Here is a 22,112-nt window from a genome sequence, read left to right as displayed (position 1 = left end):
AAATTACTTGAGAAACAAAAAGCCGGTAAGAAACGGATGAAATCCGTGGGCTCAGTGGAAGTGCCACAAGAAGCCTTCATGTCCATTTTGAAGATGAACGATGAAGATAAGACCGGTAAATAAGGATTCTTAAAAATTGAATAAGCCCGAAATAGTCGTTTTGCCGACCATTTGCCTACGCGATTTTGGGTAGGTTGGCAAATCGGCTATTTTTTTCTTAAAAAAAGCCACGATTGAAGCGCTTTACATGGTATATTTAAAGTACCAAAAGGAGGGTTTACCATGATTATGAATTATCAACATATTTTAGTGGGAATCGACGGTTCTAAAGCATCAGATCGCGCATTTGAACGTGCAGTCGCGGTGGCGAAGGGCAATCAAGCAAATCTCGATATTGCCCAAATAATTCCTGATGGTGATTTTGCGGTTTCAGCGGTTGGTTTATCGGCTAGCTTAATCGCACATGAAAAGACAATTGTTCAAGCAAAATTAGCCGATAAAGTGCAGTATGCACACCGAAATGGCGTTGATAATGTTGATTCGATTTTGAAATTTTCAACACCACGTCAAGAATTAACCAAGACGATTCCCGAAGCACAGGGGACTGATTTAATTATTTTAGGGACCAGTGGACAAGGCGCGATTGACCGGTTTGTTTTAGGATCGGTTGCGCAATATGCTAGTACGCACGCTAAGGTTGATGTTTTATTGGTGCGTTAATGACTTGAGACATTAAAAGAGGCCACCCAACCAGTAATATCTGGTTGGGCGACCTCTTTTTTTATGTTTAAAATTAGTTGGTGTAACGAACAGCAGTGCCATATGCTGCAACTGATTGCATATCAGTACCGATTGAACCAGAGTCAAAACGCATCATGACAACGGCATCAGCGCCCATATCAGCCGCATTTTTACGGAGACGGGTAAGGGCAACGTCGCGTGATTCAGTCATCATTTCGGTATAAGCCCCGATTTCGCCACCGACCACGTTTTTAAGTGAAGCACCGATGTTTTTAAAGACGTTTTTAGATTGAGTTGTTAACCCGAAGACTTCACCCAAAACTTCGTAATTTTTACCGGGGATATTTTCAGTGGTTGTGATTAAGATTTGATTTGTCATATTGAACACTCCTTTAAGGTTATTAATTCATTTACTAATAATAGCGTAGCAGATATGCTGAAGGCGGTCAATTAAATTGCCATCAATCGATGATTTTTAAAGCCTTTTGAGGGACTTCTTTTTGTGGAACGGCTTCGTAACCATTTTCAGATTTGGCGCGAGTATAACTAATTTTGAGGTAGGCATTGCGCTTAAGGGGGGTATTATCTTCTTTCATGCTATTAAAATTTAAGGTCTTAGTTTGACCAGCTTGATCGGCACCCTTTAATTGTAACGATAGCTAACATAGTCAGCACCATCGTCAGCATGATCCACTTGGCGTTCACCGTTGGTTGTGACTTTAACGTAGTAGTAGTGCGGACTGTAGCGATATTGATAGATGCCGCCTAAACCCAATAGGATTAGAATTGGGAGTGCGATGATTAGTATTTTTTTGGCCATTGAAGGCACCTCCTAAGTTGATAAGTTTATTATGCCGGAAAATTAGTTTGTGCACCATTTATTTGGCTAACAGTCAGCTAACAAATTTGTTAGTTCGTTAAACCATTTCGTGTAAGCGCTTGCCAAAAGATGCTTAATGTGCTTAGATGGAACTGATTAAAGTTATAGGAATGGGGGATTATGTTGACTGAACAAGATTTTATTATGCGCCAAGTTAAATCGTTTGCGGCGGGATTAGGTTATGTATTAGGTGGCCATCAAGAAGCGCAATCAGAAATTATTTTAGAACAAGAACAAGGGCAAATCGATAAAATCAAGCAGCAATTATTACAATTATTGCGTAATGACCATGTGAAGTCGGCATTGCAGGTGTATTATGCGCAACAATGGCGGTTACCACAAAGTGACGATTGTGAGTTGGGCCACTGGTTGTTGACTAAATTAGAACAACAGCATATTCATAATAAGCGTATGATAATTGAGTTGAAAAATTATTTAGTAAAAATCGTTAAAGACTAAAAGAACCCACCTAAGATTAAAGTAGGTGGGTTCTTTGGCCGGTTATTTAAAAAATAGAATCAATAGTAACGTGATTAGTGCAGGTAAACACTGTAGGAAGAAAATTTTCTTAGTGGCGGTGAAAGTCCCATATAATGCGACAATTACAATGTATAACATCAATAGCGATAAGACGGTCATTAGTGTTTGACCGCTGAATAGCAAGTTTGCCATAAGAATGGTAACCCCTAACATGCCGTTATAGATACCTTGATTTCCTAAAGCCACTTTAGCGTTAGGAAGACCCACAAAATTAAGTGGCATGTCAAAAGCGTTGGCTTTAGTTTGGTCACTGGCAAACATTTCGATGCCCATAATGCCAAGATGTTCGATGGCGATTAGACTAGTTAAAACGATAATTAATAAATGCATTCTTAGAACTCCCCTTCAATGATCATTTTCAGTATAACAAAGTTGTTGATTAAAGCATAAGATAAGCGCTGAACGGGTATTCCGTTAAAGGCGGTCTTAGGTTGATTTCTATGGGATTAAATGGAGATCATAGTTGATGAGACCAAGCACGTGGTGGGTGATTGAAGAAGCCCCGCCATAGAGTGGGGCCGCTTCAATCATTGGTGATAATTGAATCCGCGGTTGATTAGTAGGGGCTAATTCAGCGTAACGTGTTTTAATATTATCGATTAGACTAGGAATTTCACCCACAATTCGAGATTGTAAGTAAATCGTATCGGGACTAAAACTTTGATCGAGATTATAGAGTATAAAAGCAATCGCATTAATGAATTCTAGCATGAGTTGACAAGTATCTGGATCAGACAAACGATAATATTGAAGAAATAGTTCTCGATCCAAGTGAGGGACGGATTTGATTAGTTTAAGCCGATTGAAGATGGCATCTTCACTGAATGATTGTTCAATGGGTTTAAATTGAGTGGTGTTTGGTTCAGGATAAAAGATAGAACGACCGATTTCACCGGCTTGACCGCGCCGGCCTCGATAAAGTTTATGGTTAATAATAATCCCGGCCCCAATCCCATTATGAACATCCAAAGCAATGATATTGCGTTCAGTTGGTTGGATTAAATAATCGCTTGCGGCAATGGCGGCGAGATTGGCCTCATTTTCAAGAATCACTGGTACGTTAAATTCTGAAAGCGCGTCTTCTAAATTAATATTAGCCATATCTATAAAAGGGGAATCAATAACGTGATTATGGTCAACAATCCCATTAATTGCAATTGAAATGCCTAATAAACCATGGGTTGCTTTCGGAATTGCCACTTGACGAATTTGTGATTTCATCATGCTAACGATGGTTTCGATGGGTTGATCAATTACAGGCATTGAAGAGAACGAGATTTTTTCGCCATTGATCCAGTTAACCATCATCCGTAAGTGATGGTGGCCCAATTCGAAATTAATTGAGTAACCGTAGTGGCGATTAAATTTAATTAAAATGGGCCGCCGACCACCAGCTTCTGAACTCGTTCCTTGGCCGATTTCTTTAATATAGCCTTGCTGTGAGAGCGTTGTGTACAATGATGAGATGGTCGATTTATTGAGTTTTAAATGATTAGCGATTTCAATCCGACTCGTTTGTGGTCGATTAAATAATATTTGTAACATTAATTTTAAATTCAAATCACGCATTGCATCCTGATTAATTGATCCAGCCATAATCGTGCTCCTTAAGAATTGATAATACAATAAGCATACCAGAATTACGTGTTAATAAGCACTTTTTTAAAGGAAATCCATTTTAAACAATGGCACGCATCATTAAAATAAATAAAAAACAGAAAACGCTTGAAAAAATCAGAGAAAGGGGTTACATTATATGTTGTAAGTTAGTTGTTTGAAAAAACTAACATAAAAAGTGTTAAGGAGATTTTAGTGATGAAATTATTTAATCAAGAAAAAATGACATATGTCGGTAATCAATCAGGTTTGAAAGCTGGGAATGGTTTTCATTATTATAATCCTGATGAAATGATTAATGGCAAGAAAATGAGTGACTGGTTGAAATTCTCTGTTGCTTACTGGCACACAATGGATCAACGTTTAGTCGATCCATTTGGCGATGGCACAGCTCAACGTCCATGGGATAAGATTGAAGATCCAATGGAACAAGCGTTAGCTAAGGTTGATTATTTATTCGAATTTTTAGATAAAATGAATGTTGAATACTTTGCCTTCCACGATCGTGATTTAGCACCAGAAGGCAACACTTTACGTGAAACCAATGCTAACTTAGATAAAGTGGTTGATCATTTAGTTGAAAAAATGCAAGAAACGGGCAAGAAAGTTCTTTGGAATACGTCAAGTCTCTTTACGAACGCCCGCTTCGTCGCTGGTGGTGCCACGGCCCCATTTGCTGATATCTTTGCTTATTCAGCCGCTCAAATCAAACATTCATTGGAAATCGCTAAACGGGTTAACTCTGAATCATACGTTTTCTGGGGTGGTCGTGAAGGTTACGAATCACTATTAAACACTGATATGAAATTAGAACAAGATCACATTGCTAAATTCTTCCATCTCGCTAAGGATTACGCTAACGAAATTGGCTATACAGGTCAATTCTTATTAGAACCAAAACCAAAAGAACCAACCTCACATCAATATGATACTGATGCAGCGACAACGATTGCTTTCTTGAAGACTTACGGTTTGGAAAAAGATTTCAAATTGAACTTGGAAGGTAACCATGCTTACTTAGCAGGTCATACTTACGAACACGAAGTTCGCGTGGCCCGCGATGCCGGTTTATTGGGATCGTTAGATGCTAATATGGGCGACAAGTTAATTGGCTGGGATATCGACGAATTCCCAAATGACATCTATGAAGCAACACTTGTGATGTACGAAATGCTTAAAAACGGTGGTCTACCAACTGGTGGTTTGAACTTCGATGCGAAACCACGCCGTCAATCATTCTCAATGGATGATCTATTCTTAGCCCATACTGCTGGGATGGACACATACGCTGCCGGCTTGAAAGTAGCTAGCAAATTGATTGAAGATCGCGTCTTTGACGAAGTGATTGAAGATCGTTACAGTTCATTTAAGTCTGGGATTGGGGCTGATTTTGAAGCTGGTAAAGTCACGTTTAAGGACTTTGAAAACTACATTATCGACAAGCCACAAGCAGAATTAATTGCAGCCACTAAATCAGGTCATTTGGAACAATTAAAATCGACTTTAAACAACTACATCTTTAGCGTATTAGGCAAATAATTGAGATAAAAGAGCAATGGCAATCGTCCAGCGCTCTTTTATTTTCGAAATCATTATAGAATGGAGTTAGACAGATGGGATTAGTATTAGGCGTTGATTTAGGTACGAGCGCAGTTAAGGTGTCAGCCGTTAACCAACAGGGTGAAATTGTGGCCCAACAAGGGTTTGATTACCAATTATCACAACCCAAGCCCGGTTATAGCGAACAAAATCCGGAAGACTGGGTGACTTCAACGACGGTCGCGATTGACCGACTAATTTTAAAAGACGGCATTCAGGCTAACGAAATTGAGGGGATTAGTTATTCAGGGCAAATGCACGGATTGGTCTTGTTGGATGACAATAATCAGGTTTTACGACCAGCTATTTTGTGGAATGACACGCGGACCACGGCGCAATGCAAAGAAATTCTGAATCAAATGGGCCAAACTTTTATTGATATCACTCGCAATGTACCGCTTGAAGGCTTTACACTACCTAAAATTTTATGGGTCAAAGAAAATGAACCACAAATTTTTGCGAAGGTTAAAACAATCCTCTTACCAAAAGACTATTTACGCTACCGGATGACCGGCGATTTAGCGATGGAATATTCCGACGCCGCCGGTACGGTGGTGTTAGATGAAGAAAATAAATGTTGGAGTCAAGCGATTGCGGATCAATTTGATTTGCCAATTAGTATTTTTCCTAAATTAATTGAATCAATTGATTTGGCGGGGACGATTAGTGATTCATACGCGACTTTCTCCGGTTTAAAAACGACTACTAAGGTTTTCGGTGGGGCGGCCGATAACGCCGCTGGTGCAATTGGCGCCGGTATTTTATCACCAAACATGGTGATGTCCTCGATTGGCACCTCTGGGGTCGTTTTGAAATACGAGGATTCAGCCGATGTTAATTACAATGGCGGCCTCCATTTCTTTAACCACGCGATTCCCAATAAGTATTATACGATGGGGGTTACTTTAGCGGCCGGCTATAGCCTGTCATGGTTTAAAAAGACGTTTGCACCAGAAGCCGACTTTAACGATTTTGTAACGGCGGCAGCCGATTCAACGGTCGGGGCCAACGGTTTGCTGTTCACACCATACATTGTCGGCGAACGGACACCTTATCCTGATGGCGATATTCGCGGCAGTTTTATCGGAATTGATGGCACGCATACACAAAAAGATTTCACGCGCGCAGTTTTAGAAGGGATTATCTTCTCGTTTGCGGATATCATGGAAATTTTCGATGCGAAAGGCAGTCATTTTGATACCGTAGTTTCCATCGGCGGTGGGGCGAAGAGCCCGGTTTGGTTACAAATTCAAGCCGATATCTTTAATAAAAAAGTCGTCTCATTAGTCAACGAACAAGGCCCCGGAATGGGCGCTGCGATGATTGCCGCGACTGGTGTGGGTTGGTTTGATTCCGTTCAAGATACAGCTAAGGCGTTTGTCAGCTATGGCAAGGAATACTTACCAAACCCTGAAAACGTTCAAAAATATCAAACATTGCATAAGCTCTACAAAAAAATATACGGCCAAACGGCTGAAATTAGTCATGGTTTGATGGCTTATCGAAGAACGATGTTATAAGAAAAGTGCCACACGATAAATATTAAATTTATCGTGTGGCGTTTTTTGATTGTAGCTAGCAACAGGACTGACATTTTAATTTTTTTAGAATTTATACAGTATTTATCAAGGTATATTGTATTATTAGTTATACAAAAGGTATTATAGATAATTAAAGAGTGAATGATTAGTCTATTTTTTATAGAAGATGTTATTTATTTATAAAGTGAATAGATGAGAACCGGTGTGGGTTTTACGCTAGAGAAGGAACCTCTGAAAGTTAATGAAATTACAAGTCGTTATAGAGTGTTTTACACGAGATAATACTTTAAATTTGGTAAAGCAACTTCAGCGCGGCTGCGGAGATTGATTTAGAATAGATAAAGTTACTAGCAGCTCAGTTGAATTTTTGAGACAATTATTGTTAGCGCAAAATAATTGGAGCAGATGATCTATCAATGATGGCAAAAATATTTATGGAGGTAATTCAATGAGTGTAATTGATGATGTTGTAAAAGAAGTTGATACTGTGATGGCGATGGTTGATTTGGAACAGATTCATCAAGCAGAGACTTTAATACAAAAAGATAAACGAATTTTTATTTTAGGAGCTGGACGTTCAGGATTAATGGCGAAAGGATTCGCTATGCGGTTAATGCATATTGGATTTACAGTTTTTGTGATTGGTGAGACAATTACGCCGTCTATTCAAGGAGATGATATTCTCGTATCAGTTTCTGGATCTGGTCAGACACAGCGTGTTTTAGAATTGACAAAAAAGGCCAAACGAGATGGTATAAAAGTTGTTGCAGTTACGAGTAAAGCTGATTCGCCCTTAGCTCAACTTGGAAATGCAATAATTATTGTACCGGGAGCAACTAAGAATGGCTATGGTGTTCAGTCCATCCAATTACTTAGTACATTATTTGATCAGAGTGTGCATATTACACTTGACGTTTTATGTTTAGAAATAAGTCGTCGTAATCATGTCACAAACGATGAAGCTAAAGGCGTGCATAGTAATTTAGAATAAAAGATATTCTATGGTATTATGAACGATTGAATTAGTGGCAACGTATCTTAAGGGCCTTTTTGTTAGGGTTTATACCAAAATTAGTCTAGGGATACATAGCCAACGTAAAAGTGTAGCTAGAGGTATTTTGGATATAGATATGGGGCGCCGAATTGAACCGACAATAAAATCGATATCATAAAATCTATTTTTATTGGGGGACTAGTACGGCAAGGGGATGGCTGCATTATTAATTGAGTATCAAGTTAAAAAAGCAGTTTATCCCGAAATTGAAGGATAAACTGCTTTTTGAATTTTTTAAACTAGCGATGAGCGACGATGGAAACTTTGTGTTTTTAGTTTTCAGTCTAATTTTAGATAAAAAAGTTATTAGTCCATTAATCGGATTGATAACTTTTTCTTTTGTTATCATGTATACTTATATTAGAAAAATTATTTAAATGATGAGGACTTTATACATGACTAAAAAATTAGTAATTACCGAAAAACCGAGTGTGGCCAAAGACCTAGCCAAAGTGTTGGGGACTACACAAAAAACTAAAACATATTATGAAGGCGATCAATACGTGATCACGTGGGCGTATGGTCACTTATTATCCCTTAAATTACCGGAAGACATCAAAAAAGAATGGCAACAATGGCAGTTAGAAACTTTGCCGATTATTCCCAAACAAATTGGGCTAAAACCACTTCCTAAAACGACGGGCCAATTAAAGGCAATCAGTCATTTGGCTAATCGCAAAGATATTAGTGGCGCAATCATCGCGACGGATGCGGGACGCGAGGGGGAAGCTGTTGCCCGCTATATTTTGGAATGGATCAAGTTTGATAAACCGGTCGAACGGCTTTGGATTTCATCGCAAACTAATAAGGCGATTCAGGATGGTTTTGCCCATTTGAAACCAGCTAAACAATTCGATAACCTCTACGCTTCAGCGTTGGCACGGGGGAAAGCCGATTGGTTAATCGGTCTGAACGTGACGCGAGCGTTGACCACTAAATATGAAGATAGCTTATCGGCGGGCCGGGTTCAAACACCGACGCTGGCTTTTGTGCGCGAAACCGAGGACCAAATTAACCGGTTTAAACCGCAAACCTACTATACAATTCAGTTGAACTATCAAGGTCAGAACGCGACATTACAATTGGCTAATCCCCAACAATTTACGAGTCGGGAACAGGCTGATCAATTAGTCGCGCAATTAATGCAACAACCAGGCCAAGTGATGGCCGTTCAAACTAAAAAACAATCACAAAGTGCACCGTTACCCTATGATTTAACTGAATTACAACAAGTGGCTAATGCCAAATATGGTTTGTCCGCTAAAAAGACGTTGTCATTGGTTCAATCGCTGTATGAAATGCACAAAGCAGTCAGTTATCCGCGGACTGATTCGAAATATTTATCAACGGACATCAAGGCGACTTTGAAGGACCGTTTATCGGCACTCGTTAAGTTTGATCCGCGTGCGAAACACTATTTAGGCCAAGGGGCTAAAGTGTTACAACCAGCGGTTTTTAATGATCAAAAAGTGACCGATCATTACGCGTTGATTCCAACTGAAGAACCAGCCCGGGTCGCTAAACTATCCAACGATGAATTAAAAGTTTATCGGTTAATCGTCGAACGATTCTTAGGCTTATTCGCAGCCCCCCACGTTACCGCAGTTACTAAAGCGACGGTTCAATTTGGCAAGCACACATTTAACTTTAAACAAACGCAAATCATTGAAGTCGGTTGGAAGACCACTGAAGAAACGCCAACTAAGCCTTTTGATTGGTCAAAAGGCGCGACGATTCCTGGTCAGTTTAAGATTAAAGAGCAGCTGACGAGTTCGCCTAAGCCACTGACCGAAGGGACCTTACTCGGTAAAATGGAGAAATATAGTTTAGGAACGCCGGCAACACGAGCGGAAATTATCGAAAAATTGGTAAAGACCGAATTGGTGACCCGTAATGGCAATCATTTAGCGACGACCCCTAAAGGTCAGCAACTATTAAAATTAGTCAATAAAAGCCTGGTATCGCCTGAATTAACCGGTCAGTGGGAACAATCACTCGAAGCGATTGCCCATGGTCAGAAGCAACCTGAGGCCTTTATTCAAGAGATTGAAACGGCTACGAAACAACTAGTCACCGAAATTAAGACGAGCCAAACTGAATACCACGATTTTGCGTTGACTAATAAAAAATGTCCAGAATGTGATCATCCATTAAAGGAACGCAATACCCGTGATGGCAAGATTTACGTTTGTACCAATTGTCATTATCGTCGTCGCAAAGATCCGAAGATTTCCAATCATCGTTGTCCACAATGTCATAAGAAAATGGCGATTGTTGAAGGCAAAAATGGCGCCTTCTTCCGCTGTTTAACGTGTGGCACGACCGAAAAAATGATGGACAAGAAAGATCGTAAAAAGAAAATCTCAAAACACGAAGAACAACGTTTATTGAAACAGGTCAATCAAGAAGATGAACCTGCTGAAAGTCCATTAGCAGCCGCATTGCGCAAAGCGATGGAGAAGTAAAAAATAGCACGCCACCAGATATATTTCTGGCGGCGTGCTGTTTTTATTTCGAACTATTGCGCAAGGTTAACGTTGTGCCAATCGTAATCACTTGGGGAATCACTTGGTCGGCGTTGAGTTGTTTAATCAACAATTCAGCGGCGGCTTGACCCATTTGATCGGTGTAGACTTTTACCGAGCTTAAAGTCGGGAAGGTGTATTGGCAAATTGACGTATCGTTAAAGCTAATCAAACTGAGTTGTTCTGGGACTTGGATCCCGGATTCATGTAAAGCGCGGAGGGTCCCGACAGCCATTGCATCGTTAGCGATAAATAACGCTTCCGGTAAATCAGTTGAATGTTCTTTTAAAAGTTGCATCGTTAATTGATAACCAGATTCTGGGGTGAAATCGCCCGTTAAAATCCATTCTGGATGATATAGGTTTTTGGCGGTTAAATAAGTTTCAAAATGGGTTAGTCGTGGATCGATGCCAAGTTGAACTTGATCGGCGGTACTTTCTTGACCGGTCAGCATCCCAATTTTAGTGATTTTTTGAGCGATGAAGTGGTCAAGCACGCTTTTAATCGGTGATTTAAAATCGGTCATCACACAGCTGATTTCATAATCCAAGGTATTCATATCAACAAAAACTAAATTAGGGTTTAATTTCTTTAAACGTTGGATTTGAGCTGGGCTGTATTTACCAATCACAATCACGCCGAGCGCGTCAGAAAGGGTGTTGAAGGGGTCGTTTTGGAAGAAACGGGTGACTTCATAACCCAATTCCTGTAATTTCGTTTCAACGCCTAAGCGAATCGACAAATAATAGAGATCTTCCAACTCTTCTTTGGCGGTATACCATTCAACGATGGCAATCCGACCGTGTTGCGGATTATTTTTTTTAGGACTCTTCGTGTAATTTAATTGTTCCGCTGCTTCAAAAATCCGTTGGCGCGTTTCGTCGCCAACTGATAAAGTTTGATCATAATTTAAGACGCGAGAAACAGTTGCGTTCGAAACGTTGGCTAATTGGGCGATATCTTTAATGGTTGCCACAGGCGCACCTCTCAATTCGTTGTTTACCTATCTAGTTTAGCATATTAAAACCGATTAAAACGTTCTTTTTAAAAAAATAGTTTGATTTTTTAGTAAATATTTAGTAAAATGAAAGCGATTAATAAAGGAGGAATTTATGATGAACATGACAGACTTGAAAAACGCATTTAAAGACACTTATAAAACCGAAGCTGAGGCCAGCTATTTTGCACCCGGCCGGATTAATTTGATTGGTGAACATACCGATTACAATGGTGGTCACGTTTTCCCAACGGCGATTACCTTAGGGACTTATGCAACGGTGGCGAAACGCGACGATCAAACCTTTAAATTAATTTCCGGTAACTTTGAAGACGCCGGTGTGATTTCATTTGACCTAAGTGATCTTTCTTATCAAAAAGCACATAACTGGGCGAATTATCCAAAAGGGATGATTGTTTATCTTCAAGAACAAGGTTATACAATCAATCACGGTTTGGATATTTATCTAAAGGGTAATATTCCCAATGGTGCTGGGTTGTCATCATCAGCCTCAATCGAGTTATTAATGGGTGTCATTCTTGAAGATCAATTTAACTTAGATATTGATCGCGTTGATTTAGTTAAGACTGGTGTGATGGTTGAAAATAAATTTATCGGGGTTAACTCTGGTATTATGGATCAATTTGCAGTCGGCATGGGTAAAGCGAACCACGCAATTTTATTAGATACGAATACCTTGGATTACGATTTAGTCCCAATTGATTTACAAGACAACGTGATTGTCATCATGAATACCAACAAACGCCGTGAATTAGCAGATTCTAAATATAACGAACGTCGTAGTGAATGTGAAGCTGCACTTGCGATTTTACAAACTAAAAATGATATTCAATCATTAGGCGAACTCGATAATGAATCATTCGATTTACAAGCCTATCTGTTACAAAACGAAACGTTATTGAAACGGGCGCGGCATGCTGTTTCTGAAAATCAACGGACGATGAAGGCCCGTGAAGCCTTGAAAGATAACGACCTTGAACGTTTTGGTAAATTAGTCAACGCTTCACACGTGTCATTGCAATTTGATTATGAAGTAACCGGTATTGAATTGGATACCTTAGTTCAAACCGCATGGGAACAACCTGGTGTCTTGGGTGCCCGGATGACTGGTGCTGGTTTTGGTGGTTGTGCAATTGCGATTGTAGCTAAAGATCAAGTTGAAAATTTTGAAGCCAACGTTGCGAAAGTTTACACCGCTAAAATTGGTTACGCACCAAGCTTCTACATCGCAGAAATTGCGGATGGCGCAAAGAAATTAGATTAATTTAAGGGGGAATCTTTAATGTCAATTTTAGTTTTAGGTGGGGCCGGTTATATCGGCTCACACACCGTCGATCAATTAATCAACCAAGGTTTCGATGTCGCCGTTGTCGATAGCTTAATCACTGGCCACCGCGCCGCGGTCAACACGCAAGCGCGGTTCTACGAAGGCGATATTCGCGATAAAGATTTTATGCGGACCGTCTTCGACCAAGAAGACGTTGAAGGCGTGATTCATTTCGCGGCTTTCTCAATCGTCCCAGAATCCATGAAAGCACCACTTAAATATTTCGACAACAATACTTACGGCATGACTGCCTTGCTCGAAGTCATGACGGAATTTGATGTTAAGAAGATTGTCTTCTCATCAACGGCGGCCACTTATGGCGAACCGAAAACCATTCCAATCAAAGAAACCGATCCACAAATCCCCACCAATCCTTACGGCGAAAGTAAGTTGATGATGGAAACCATGATGCGATGGGCAGACAAAGCTTACGGCATCAAGTTCGTCGCATTGCGTTACTTCAACGTCGCTGGCGCTAAAGCGGACGGTTCAATTGGTGAAGATCACCATCCCGAAACCCATTTATTACCTATTGTCTTACAAGTCGCTGCTGGCGATCGCGCCGAACTCTCAATCTTCGGTGACGATTACGAGACACCAGATGGCACCAACGTCCGTGATTACGTCCACGTGTTGGACCTCGCCGATGCGCACATCTTAGCCTTCAAATATTTGGCAGCGGGCAACGGCAGTAACGCCTTCAACTTAGGCTCATCAACTGGTTTCTCAAACATGGAAATCGTCAAAGCCGCTCGTAAAGTGACTGGCAAAGCGATTCCAACTCAGATTGCACCCCGCCGAGCTGGCGATCCCAGCACCCTGATTGCCGCTAGCGACAAAGCACGGGGCACATTAGGTTGGCAACCACAATATGACGATATCGAAGCGATTATCGAAACTGCTTGGAACTGGCATTTAAGCCATCCAAACGGGTATCAAGACAAATAGAGGGCAAATTATGCAAGCAAGAGAATTGATTCAAACATTTATTGAAAAAGTACTCACTTTTCCAGCGACTGATTATACAAAAGACGATCAACAATATTTATTTAATGTGGTCTTAGACCTAGTGGGTGAAGCGGATGCCGCAGCGATTGCGCCAGCGAGTCAGCAGTTAATTGATTTAAAAGAAGCACTACTTCAATTAGCAATCGCCAATCATCAAATTAACGATTTAGCGGCCGAACAAGACATTTTAGGGGCCAAGTTGATGGATTTGGTGACACCACTTCCTAGTGCGGTTAATCGCAATTTCTGGACGTTGTATGCGACTGATCCGCAAAAGGCATTGGCTTATTTCTATGAATTAAGTCAAGCTAATGACTACATTAAAGTTGCGGCGATTGCTAAGAATATCGCGTACGATGTTGATACACCATACGGTCCCTTGGAAATTACGATTAATCTGTCTAAACCGGAAAAAGATCCGAAACAAATTGCGTTGGCTAAAACGATGAAACAAACCGGTTATCCCAAATGCCAACTCTGTTTGGAAAACGAAGGGTATGCGGGCCGCTTAGATTTCCCAGCCCGGCGTAATCATCGGATTGTTCGTTTTGAAATGGACCACCAAACATGGGGTTTCCAGTATTCACCTTATGCTTATTTCAACGAACACGCGATTTTCTTGGACGGCAAACATGAACCGATGGTAATTGACGCAACAACTTTCAGTGATTTATTAGGGATTGTCAAACAATTCCCCGGTTATTTTGCGGGGAGTAACGCCGATCTACCCATTGTTGGGGGGTCGATTTTGACCCATGAACATTATCAAGGTGGTCGCCATGATTTTCCAATGGCTAAAGCAGCGATTGACACACCAATTCAATTCAAAGGTTATGCGGATATCAAAGCCGGTATTGTTAATTGGCCAATGTCAGTCATTCGGTTAACTGGCGATGATGCAGGTCAAATTGCCGACTTAGCGACGACGATTTTGGACCGGTGGCAACACTATAGTGATCCCGAAGTCCAGATTTTAGCGCAGGACACTGACGGCACACCACACCATACGATTACGCCGATTGCGCGGATGCGCGGCACACAATTCGAATTAGATTTGGTCTTACGCGATAATCAAACGTCAGTTGAATTTCCAGATGGCATCTACCATCCACACGCTGATGTGCAACACATTAAAAAAGAAAATATTGGCCTAATTGAAGTCATGGGCTTGGCCATTTTACCACCCCGGCTTAAAACCGAAATGGCCGAAGTTGAAAAGTATTTGTGTGACCAACCCAACGAGATGGCAGCCTATCATCAAACGTGGGCTGACGATATTAAACGGGCACAAAACGTGACGCGTGCAAATGTCACTGGAATTGTCCAAACAGCAGTCGGTAAAGTCTTTAAACGCGTATTAGAGGATGCCGGTGTTTATAAACGAAATTCACAGGGACAAGCGGCTTTCCAACGATTTATTCAAAATATCAATCAATAGGGGGCAACAATCATGAAATATTGGCGTCAGGAATTTGGCACGATTGATGGGCAAACGATTTGGCAACACTGGTTAGAAAATAGTCAGGGCTACCAACTGGCTGTGATTGATTATGGAGCTGCAATTACTAATTTGGTGTTACCTGATCAAGCTGGTCAGTTTAAAAACGTGGTGATTGGTTACGATAATTTAGCGGACTATATCAAACAGGATGCTTATTTTGGTGCGACGGTAGGCCGTGTGGCTGGTCGAATTGCGCAAGGAACCTTTAAATTAGATGAGCAGACCTATCACACCCCAATTAACAATGGCGCCAATACTAATCATGGTGGGCCGAATAGTTTTGAATCGAAAGTCTGGCAAGCGACCGTCACTGAAAAAGTGGATGCGATTAGCGTTAGCTTTACATTGACTAGTCCGGATGGGGCCAATGGGTTTCCAGGTAATTTGCAAGTGACGACGACCTATACGTTGACCGAAACCAACGATTGGTTGGTTGATTATGCAGCGACAACGGACAAAAAGACGTTATTTAACCCTACATGTCACGTTTATTTGAATCTGACCGGTGATTTTGACCAAGATGTTGCTGATCATCAGTTATTGATTAACAGCGATTATTTCAGTGAAATTCAAGCTGATGGCATTCCAACTGGCCGATTGGTACCCGTAGATAATACGGTCTTTGATTTAAAGCATGCACGACCAATAGCCGATGCTTTTAAGAGTCAAGCCAAACAAAATCAATTGGTGACAGGCTATGATCATGCCTTTTTATTGAATAGAAAAATCACGAACGTGGATGCAAAATTAACGGAACCAACAAGTGGTCGCACGATTACGATTACCACTGAGGGTAATGCGATTGTGATTTATACGGCCAACGGATTTGGTAGTGAGCCTAATTTGACCAAGCAACCGATTAAACCACACGTAGCGGTCGCAATTGAGGCCCAGATGATGCCGGATGCGATTCATCATCCGGACTTTGGTAATATCGTTTTAGACGCTGATCAAGCCTATCATCGTCAAACGAAATATCACTTAAATTAAAATTAGTTTTCAGTTTGCATGCGGTTTCAAAATCGCGTATAATAGTGTTTGTCTAGAAGATGACTAGATAATATAGTGAATTTTAAAGGAGCAACATCATGGAAAAAGGTACAGTAAAATGGTTTAACAATGAAAAAGGTTTCGGCTTTATCTCGGTCGAAGGCCAAGAAGATATCTTTGTACATTTCAGTGCAATCCAAGACGAAGGCTTTAAATCATTAGAAGAAGGCCAAGCCGTTGAATTCGATATCGTTGAAGGCAACCGTGGACCACAAGCTGCTAACGTTTCAAAACTATAATCGAAGATAAAACAAGCTGTGACATAATCCAATTATCAATTGGAAATGAAGCTAAAAAAGCGGTCCATCCCAACTGAGGATAGAGCGCTTTTTGAGATTGGCGGGAATTGATGATCCATAGCACATAGCTAAGAAAAATAATTGTTTAATATAAGTGCCCCAAGACTGATGTCAGGCCACTTTATGTATAAGGTATTTTTAAATAAGTATGATAGATTTAAAATTAAAATAAAAAAATAAAAGAAAATCGTTGACAACTACAACGCTTTCTATTATGATTGGCCTTATAGAAATATAGAGCGATTGAGAAGCATAGTAGATTTGATAATCCATTTTACAGAGAGTTAGGGTATGCTGAGACCTAATAAATATTATCGAATCGAATTACACTTTCTGCAAGAGTGATCGCACGTGTGATTTACGTTAAAATCGAGAGTGATATAGATTAAAGTGCACTTTAATCTATATAACACGGGTGGTACCGCGAAGATGCTAATTATTCGTCCCTGTAATCTTAATTTAATTAAGATTGCAGGGACTTTTTTGTATAGGAGGAAATTTTGATGAAAAAAAATATTATTGATGAATTAACATGGCGGGATGCAATTAATCAACAAACAGATGCTGATGGGTTACGTGAGCTGGTTGAAAATAACAAGATTTCTTTATACTGTGGTGCGGATCCAACTGGAGATAGTTTACACATCGGGCATTTAATTCCCTTCATGATGATGAAACGATTCCAATTGGCTGGTCATCATCCTTACATCTTAATTGGTGGTGGAACTGGTAGTATCGGTGATCCAAGTGGTCGTAATTCTGAACGACAATTACAGACTATGGAAAAAGTACAAAAAAATGTTGAAGCTTTAACGGTTCAAATGCGGAAATTATTTGGTAAAGACGCGAACGTTACTTTTGTTAATAACTACGATTGGTTATCAAAAATTTCATTATTAGATTTTTTAAGAGATTACGGAAAAAACTTTAACATCAATACAATGTTGGCCAAAGATATTGTTGCGAGTCGTTTAGACGTCGGCATTTCATTTACTGAATTCACATACCAAATTCTTCAGTCAATTGATTTTAAACATTTACATGATGAACATAATATTCAATTGCAAATCGGTGGTGCTGATCAATGGGGTAATATTACTTCTGGGATTGATATGATCCATAAGCTAGAAGGTAGTGATGAACCTGTATTTGGTTTAACAATTCCATTGATGCTCAAGGCTGATGGTACCAAATTTGGTAAAACGGCAGGTGGTGCCGTCTGGTTAGATGCTAAAAAGACTTCACCATACGAATTCTACCAATTCTGGCTAAACCAGGATGACCGCGATGTGATTAAGTACTTGAAATTCTTTACATTCTTAGAAGAAGATGAAATCAAGGACCTAGCTCAAAAAGTTGCGACTGAACCTGAAAAACGTGAAGCACAACGTCGTCTAGCGGAAGAAGTAACATGCTTTGTTCATGGTCAAGAAGCACTTGATGAAGCTGAACGGATTACTGAGATATTATTCTCTGGTGATATTAAAGCGTTAGATGTTGCTGAAGCTGAACAAGCCTTTGAAAAAGCACCAACGGTTGAGATTACTAGTGAAATTAAGAATATTGTTGATTTCTTAGTAGATGCCAAAATTGAATCGTCGAAACGTCAAGCACGTGAAGATGTGACAAATGGTGCGATTACGATTAATGGTGATCGCGTGCAAGATACCGATATGGATATCAATCCAGTAGATAGTTTTGACGGTAAGTTCGTCATCGTTCGACGTGGTAAGAAGAATTATTTCCTAGCACGTGTAACAGACTAGAGACGTTTTAAATATTAAAGATGGCTTTTGTATTTTATACTATTGTAATTCTCCGCTTATAATTAATTAAGTGTAATATATTTAGTATAACCCCAAAATAAATACAATTGTAAGAAATAGCTGCTTCTATAGTAGCTATTTTTTTGTGGTTTAAAGTTGACGTAGTCAACTACATTTCTGGGTTTACATTTACAGAACAAGGGCGTATTCTAATGTATGGGGTTACACAATATATATATTTTAAGGAGGATTTTTTGCTATGACTAAGAATAGTTTTAATGCAAAAGAGACAGATCTATCTGCACTATTTATCGGTGATAAGGCTGAAAATGGTCAACTTTATAAGGACTTGTTAAACAAGTTAGTTGACGAACATTTAGGGTGGCGTCAAAATTATATGCCACAAGACAAACCTATGATTTCAGCTGAACAACAATCATCACCTGAATTCCAAGGAACGGTTAATAATATGAAGGACGTTTTAGACGAACTTTCTGCTCGTTTACGTTCACAATCAGTTCCTTGGCACAATGCTGGTCGTTATTGGGGACATATGAATTCTGAAACCTTAATGCCAGCTATTTTAGCATATAACTATGCGATGTTATGGAATGGTAATAACGTTGCGTACGAATCATCACCTGCAACCTCACAAATGGAAGAGGAAGTTGGTTTAGAATTTGCAACCCTAATGGGCTACACTAATGGTTGGGGACACATCGTTGCTGATGGTTCATTAGCTAACTTAGAAGGATTATGGTATGCACGTAATATCAAGTCTCTTCCATTTGCAATGAAGGAAGTTGATCCCGCAATTGTTGCTGGCAAATCTGATTGGGAATTGTCAAATATGTCAACTAAAGAGATCATGGATTTAGTTGAAGCCAACGGCGATAAGATTGATGAAATTAAAGCTAAATCAGCTCGCAGTGGGAAGAATCTTGAGAAGCTTGGTAAGTGGTTAGTACCACAAACAAAACATTATTCATGGTTGAAAGCTGCTGATATTATCGGAATTGGTTTGGATCAAGTTATCCCAGTACCCGTTGATTCTAACTATCGTATGGATATTAATGAATTAGAAAAACTTGTACGTGACTTAGCAAGTAAAGAAATCCCAGTTCTTGGTGTTGTCGGAGTTGTTGGCTCGACTGAAGAAGGGGCTGTTGATAGCATCAACGAAATTGCAGAATTACGTAACAAGCTTGCTAAAGATGGCATTTACTATTACTTACATGTTGATGCTGCTTATGGTGGTTATGGTCGTGCTATCTTACTTGATGAAGATAACAAGTTAATTCCTTACAACGAATTACAAAGTAAGTATGCTGAATACAACGTCTTTACTGAAGATGAAAATCTTATTTCAGAACATACTTATAACGCTTATGCTGCTTTCCCAGAAGCTGAATCTGTTACGATTGATCCCCATAAGATGGGATACATTCCTTATTCAGCTGGTGGTATTGCAATCCAAGATGTCCGTATGCGTGACGTTATTTCATATTTTGCAACTTATGTATTTGAAAAAGGTGCAGATATTCCAGCATTATTAGGCGCATATATTCTTGAAGGTTCTAAAGCCGGTGCAACAGCTGCTGCGGTTTGGGCTGCTCATCGTACGTTACCATTAAATGTTACTGGTTATGGTAAATTAATGGGTGCTTCTATTGAAGGGGCACATCGTTTTTATAATTTCTTAGGCAATTTAGAATTTAAAGTTGGCGATAAGACAATCGAAGTCCATACTTTAACAAATCCTGATTTCAATATGGTTGATTATGTCTTCCAAGAAAAAGGCAATACTAACCTTGAAGAAATGAATGAATTGAACCACGAATTCTATAATCAAGCATCATATGTGACAGGGAGTATTTATGGCAATGAATATTTAACATCACATACTGATTTTGCAATTCCTGATTATGGGAACAGTCCATTTAAGTTCGTTAATGATTTAGGGGTTTCTAAAGAAGGCTGGGAAAAAGCTGGTAAAGTGACAGTTTTACGTGCAGCTGTTATGACACCATATATGAACAAAGAAGATAACTTTGATTATTTTGCTCCTAAAATCAAACAAGCTATGCAAGAAAAATTAGAAGCCATTTACGAAAACCGTAAATAATTTTAACAATTCTTTAGCTTAAGAAAGCCGCGTATGCGGCTTTCTTGTTATGGAACAAAAATCGGAGGAATGTTTAATATGGAAAATAAACAAGCAAATAAAATTGTTTTGGGGACATTTATAGGATTAACAATGGCACTATGTGCAACTGTTCGTAGTATCCCTACGTTAGCAGCTACAGGCTGGGCTCAAATTAGTTATTCAATCTTTGCGGTACTATTCTTTGCACTACCAATTGCTTTAATTGCAGGCGAATTAGGAACGTCAATGCCTGAAGAAGGTGGCCCCCAACTTTGGGTTAAGACTGCCTTAAATAGTAAATTAGGTTTCGTGACAGCTTGGTTACTTTGGGTTCAAATGTTCCCAGGCATGGTAATGGTTGCTTCTACAATTGGACCATTGCTTGGTAATTCGTTTGGCAATCCAGACTTAGGAAATAATCACTGGTTTGTTTTAGGTTGTATCTTAGTTTTTTATTGGATCATTACACTTTTGAATTTAAAATTTGATATGGCTAAAGTCGGCGGTAATTTTGGCGTTTGGTTAGGTGTTTATATTCCAATCGTTGTTATGGCGGCATTAGGTATTGCTGTATTAATTAAAAACGGTATTATGCCTGGTGGGACTTTAGGACACTTTTCGATGGATAAATTAATTCCAGCCAAGGATGGCTTATCTTCATTGAAATATATGGCTGGTATCTCATTCATTTTTGTTGGGATTGAAATGTCATCAGTATTTATTCCACGCTTACACAATCCTTCTAAAACATTTACAAAAGGAATTTTTATTTCATTAATCGGATTAGTTTTATTAAACTTAGTCAATGCAATGTTGGTTTCAAATGTTGTGCCTAGTGGGAAAATGGAATTATCAAATATTACACAACCAATTTTGATTTATTGTAATATTTTAGGATTACCATCAATTATCGCTAACATTTTTAGTTTTATGGTATTTATTGGGGTTCTCTTGCAATTATCTGCATGGGTAACTGGCCCATCAAAGACGATTATTCAAGTTGCTCGCGATGGCTACTTACCATCAAAATTTGGTTTTCACAAGCAAAATCAATACGGTGTTTCTAGAAATGTTGTTTTAACACAATCAGTTGCAATTTCATTATTTGCCTTGTTATATGGTTTCATGAAAGATGTTAATGGCGTCTTTTTAACATTAACAAATGCAACAACTATTTTATACGCAATTGTTTACCTATTAATTGCGGTTGCAGTCTTGAAATTACGTAAAGATCAACCTAATCTTAATCGTCCATATCGGATTGGTAAAAAAGGTAACGGTCTAGTTTGGACTGTATCCCTTGCATTAATTTTAGGGATTGCAATTATCATCTTTGCAACATTATTTACAACAACGCTTTCGCAATCAGTATTAGTTGTAATCATTTCTGTTATCTTTGTTGGTATTCCATTTGTTATTAGTGCTTTCAAAAAAGAACAATGGTTAGTGGATACTCAAGCGGATTTAAAAAATAATAAGTAGTTTTTAAAATTAGGTCGG

At 39.4% G+C, this 22,112-nt stretch carries 20 protein-coding genes, 1 pseudogene and 1 other annotated feature; of the genes and pseudogenes, 15 read left to right on the top strand and 6 right to left on the bottom strand.

Annotated elements, in window-relative coordinates; genetic code table 11:
- Both ACVPPQ_RS11090 and ACVPPQ_RS11085 read left to right on the top strand, forming a co-directional pair.
- Nucleotides 1-123: pseudogene (locus tag ACVPPQ_RS11090) on the top strand (GTP-binding protein LepA); the annotation flags it as partial.
- 159 nt (nucleotides 124-282) lie between these two features.
- Nucleotides 283-720 (top strand): universal stress protein, encoded by a 438-nt coding sequence (locus ACVPPQ_RS11085; protein WP_463494784.1) that lies wholly within the window; start codon nucleotides 283-285, stop codon nucleotides 718-720.
- Between the two features lie 73 nt (nucleotides 721-793).
- Here the strand turns inward: ACVPPQ_RS11085 and ACVPPQ_RS11080 are convergent, their stop codons facing one another.
- The 3 genes from ACVPPQ_RS11080 to ACVPPQ_RS11070 form a co-directional block, all read right to left on the bottom strand.
- On the bottom strand, nucleotides 794-1,120 hold the full coding sequence (locus ACVPPQ_RS11080) for a heavy metal-binding domain-containing protein (protein WP_463494782.1): 327 nt from the start codon (nucleotides 1,118-1,120) through the stop codon (nucleotides 794-796).
- A gap of 82 nt (nucleotides 1,121-1,202) precedes the next feature.
- A complete protein-coding gene (locus tag ACVPPQ_RS11075; RefSeq protein ID WP_463494780.1) occupies nucleotides 1,203-1,337 on the bottom strand; it encodes a hypothetical protein in 135 nt (44 codons plus the stop codon).
- Nucleotides 1,338-1,384: 47 nt separating this feature from the next.
- Complete coding sequence (locus tag ACVPPQ_RS11070; RefSeq protein WP_463494778.1) at nucleotides 1,385-1,561, bottom strand: YxeA family protein; 177 nt, start codon at nucleotides 1,559-1,561, stop codon at nucleotides 1,385-1,387.
- A gap of 183 nt (nucleotides 1,562-1,744) precedes the next feature.
- Between ACVPPQ_RS11070 and ACVPPQ_RS11065 the strand changes: the two genes are divergently transcribed.
- A complete protein-coding gene (locus ACVPPQ_RS11065) occupies nucleotides 1,745-2,080 on the top strand; it encodes a hypothetical protein (protein ID WP_463494776.1) in 336 nt (111 codons plus the stop codon).
- Between the two features lie 42 nt (nucleotides 2,081-2,122).
- On the opposite strand, the gene ACVPPQ_RS11060 is transcribed toward ACVPPQ_RS11065, so the two are convergent.
- Together ACVPPQ_RS11060 and ACVPPQ_RS11055 are read right to left on the bottom strand one after the other, a co-directional pair.
- Nucleotides 2,123-2,491, bottom strand: a complete 369-nt coding sequence (locus tag ACVPPQ_RS11060; RefSeq protein ID WP_463494774.1) for a DUF1304 domain-containing protein — start codon at nucleotides 2,489-2,491, stop codon at nucleotides 2,123-2,125.
- Between the two features lie 108 nt (nucleotides 2,492-2,599).
- Entirely contained in the window at nucleotides 2,600-3,757 is a 1,158-nt protein-coding gene (locus tag ACVPPQ_RS11055) for an ROK family protein (protein WP_463494772.1), read from the bottom strand.
- A 219-nt stretch (nucleotides 3,758-3,976) separates the two neighbouring features.
- Here ACVPPQ_RS11055 and xylA point away from each other — a divergent pair, with 219 nt between their 5' ends.
- The 4 genes from xylA (at nucleotide 3,977) to ACVPPQ_RS11035 (ending at nucleotide 10,437) form a co-directional block, all read left to right on the top strand.
- Complete coding sequence (xylA, locus tag ACVPPQ_RS11050) at nucleotides 3,977-5,317, top strand: xylose isomerase (protein WP_463494770.1); 1,341 nt, start codon at nucleotides 3,977-3,979, stop codon at nucleotides 5,315-5,317.
- 74 nt (nucleotides 5,318-5,391) lie between these two features.
- Nucleotides 5,392-6,897 carry a xylulokinase gene (gene xylB, locus ACVPPQ_RS11045; RefSeq protein WP_463494768.1) on the top strand — a complete coding sequence of 502 codons (1,506 nt, stop codon included), beginning with the start codon at nucleotides 5,392-5,394 and terminating at the stop codon, nucleotides 6,895-6,897.
- 469 nt (nucleotides 6,898-7,366) lie between these two features.
- Complete coding sequence (gene hxlB / locus ACVPPQ_RS11040; protein ID WP_463494766.1) at nucleotides 7,367-7,909, top strand: 6-phospho-3-hexuloisomerase; 543 nt, start codon at nucleotides 7,367-7,369, stop codon at nucleotides 7,907-7,909.
- Between the two features lie 458 nt (nucleotides 7,910-8,367).
- Nucleotides 8,368-10,437, top strand: coding sequence for a DNA topoisomerase 3 (locus tag ACVPPQ_RS11035; protein ID WP_463494764.1), 2,070 nt, complete (start codon nucleotides 8,368-8,370; stop codon nucleotides 10,435-10,437).
- 43 nt (nucleotides 10,438-10,480) lie between these two features.
- Here the strand turns inward: ACVPPQ_RS11035 and ACVPPQ_RS11030 are convergent, their stop codons facing one another.
- Complete coding sequence (locus ACVPPQ_RS11030) at nucleotides 10,481-11,473, bottom strand: LacI family DNA-binding transcriptional regulator (RefSeq protein ID WP_463494762.1); 993 nt, start codon at nucleotides 11,471-11,473, stop codon at nucleotides 10,481-10,483.
- Nucleotides 11,474-11,612: 139 nt separating this feature from the next.
- Here ACVPPQ_RS11030 and ACVPPQ_RS11025 point away from each other — a divergent pair, with 139 nt between their 5' ends.
- From ACVPPQ_RS11025 to tyrP, 8 genes are all read left to right on the top strand, one after another.
- Nucleotides 11,613-12,779, top strand: a complete 1,167-nt coding sequence (locus tag ACVPPQ_RS11025) for a galactokinase (RefSeq protein ID WP_463494760.1) — start codon at nucleotides 11,613-11,615, stop codon at nucleotides 12,777-12,779.
- A gap of 18 nt (nucleotides 12,780-12,797) precedes the next feature.
- A complete protein-coding gene (gene galE / locus ACVPPQ_RS11020; RefSeq protein ID WP_463494758.1) occupies nucleotides 12,798-13,790 on the top strand; it encodes a UDP-glucose 4-epimerase GalE in 993 nt (330 codons plus the stop codon).
- A 10-nt stretch (nucleotides 13,791-13,800) separates the two neighbouring features.
- Nucleotides 13,801-15,288 carry a UDP-glucose--hexose-1-phosphate uridylyltransferase gene (galT, locus tag ACVPPQ_RS11015; protein ID WP_463494756.1) on the top strand — a complete coding sequence of 496 codons (1,488 nt, stop codon included), beginning with the start codon at nucleotides 13,801-13,803 and terminating at the stop codon, nucleotides 15,286-15,288.
- Between the two features lie 12 nt (nucleotides 15,289-15,300).
- Nucleotides 15,301-16,341 carry an aldose epimerase family protein gene (locus ACVPPQ_RS11010; RefSeq protein ID WP_463494754.1) on the top strand — a complete coding sequence of 347 codons (1,041 nt, stop codon included), beginning with the start codon at nucleotides 15,301-15,303 and terminating at the stop codon, nucleotides 16,339-16,341.
- Nucleotides 16,342-16,439: 98 nt separating this feature from the next.
- Nucleotides 16,440-16,640, top strand: coding sequence for a cold-shock protein (locus ACVPPQ_RS11005; RefSeq protein WP_025082435.1), 201 nt, complete (start codon nucleotides 16,440-16,442; stop codon nucleotides 16,638-16,640).
- A gap of 293 nt (nucleotides 16,641-16,933) precedes the next feature.
- Nucleotides 16,934-17,151 (top strand) — a binding site (T-box leader).
- Between the two features lie 52 nt (nucleotides 17,152-17,203).
- On the top strand, nucleotides 17,204-18,466 hold the full coding sequence (gene tyrS, locus ACVPPQ_RS11000; RefSeq protein ID WP_463494752.1) for a tyrosine--tRNA ligase: 1,263 nt from the start codon (nucleotides 17,204-17,206) through the stop codon (nucleotides 18,464-18,466).
- 259 nt (nucleotides 18,467-18,725) lie between these two features.
- The gene (gene tdc, locus ACVPPQ_RS10995) at nucleotides 18,726-20,591 is read left to right on the top strand and encodes a tyrosine decarboxylase (protein ID WP_463494750.1); all 1,866 of its coding nucleotides are present in this window, start codon (nucleotides 18,726-18,728) and stop codon (nucleotides 20,589-20,591) included.
- Between the two features lie 78 nt (nucleotides 20,592-20,669).
- Entirely contained in the window at nucleotides 20,670-22,094 is a 1,425-nt protein-coding gene (gene tyrP, locus ACVPPQ_RS10990; RefSeq protein WP_463494748.1) for a tyrosine-tyramine antiporter, read from the top strand.
- The last annotated feature ends 18 nt before the right edge of the window (nucleotides 22,095-22,112 follow it).

Source organism: Latilactobacillus parafuchuensis (assembly GCF_055271665.1).
Note: the sequence above shows the minus strand (reverse complement) of the source record. Positions and strands in the feature narration are given on the sequence as shown.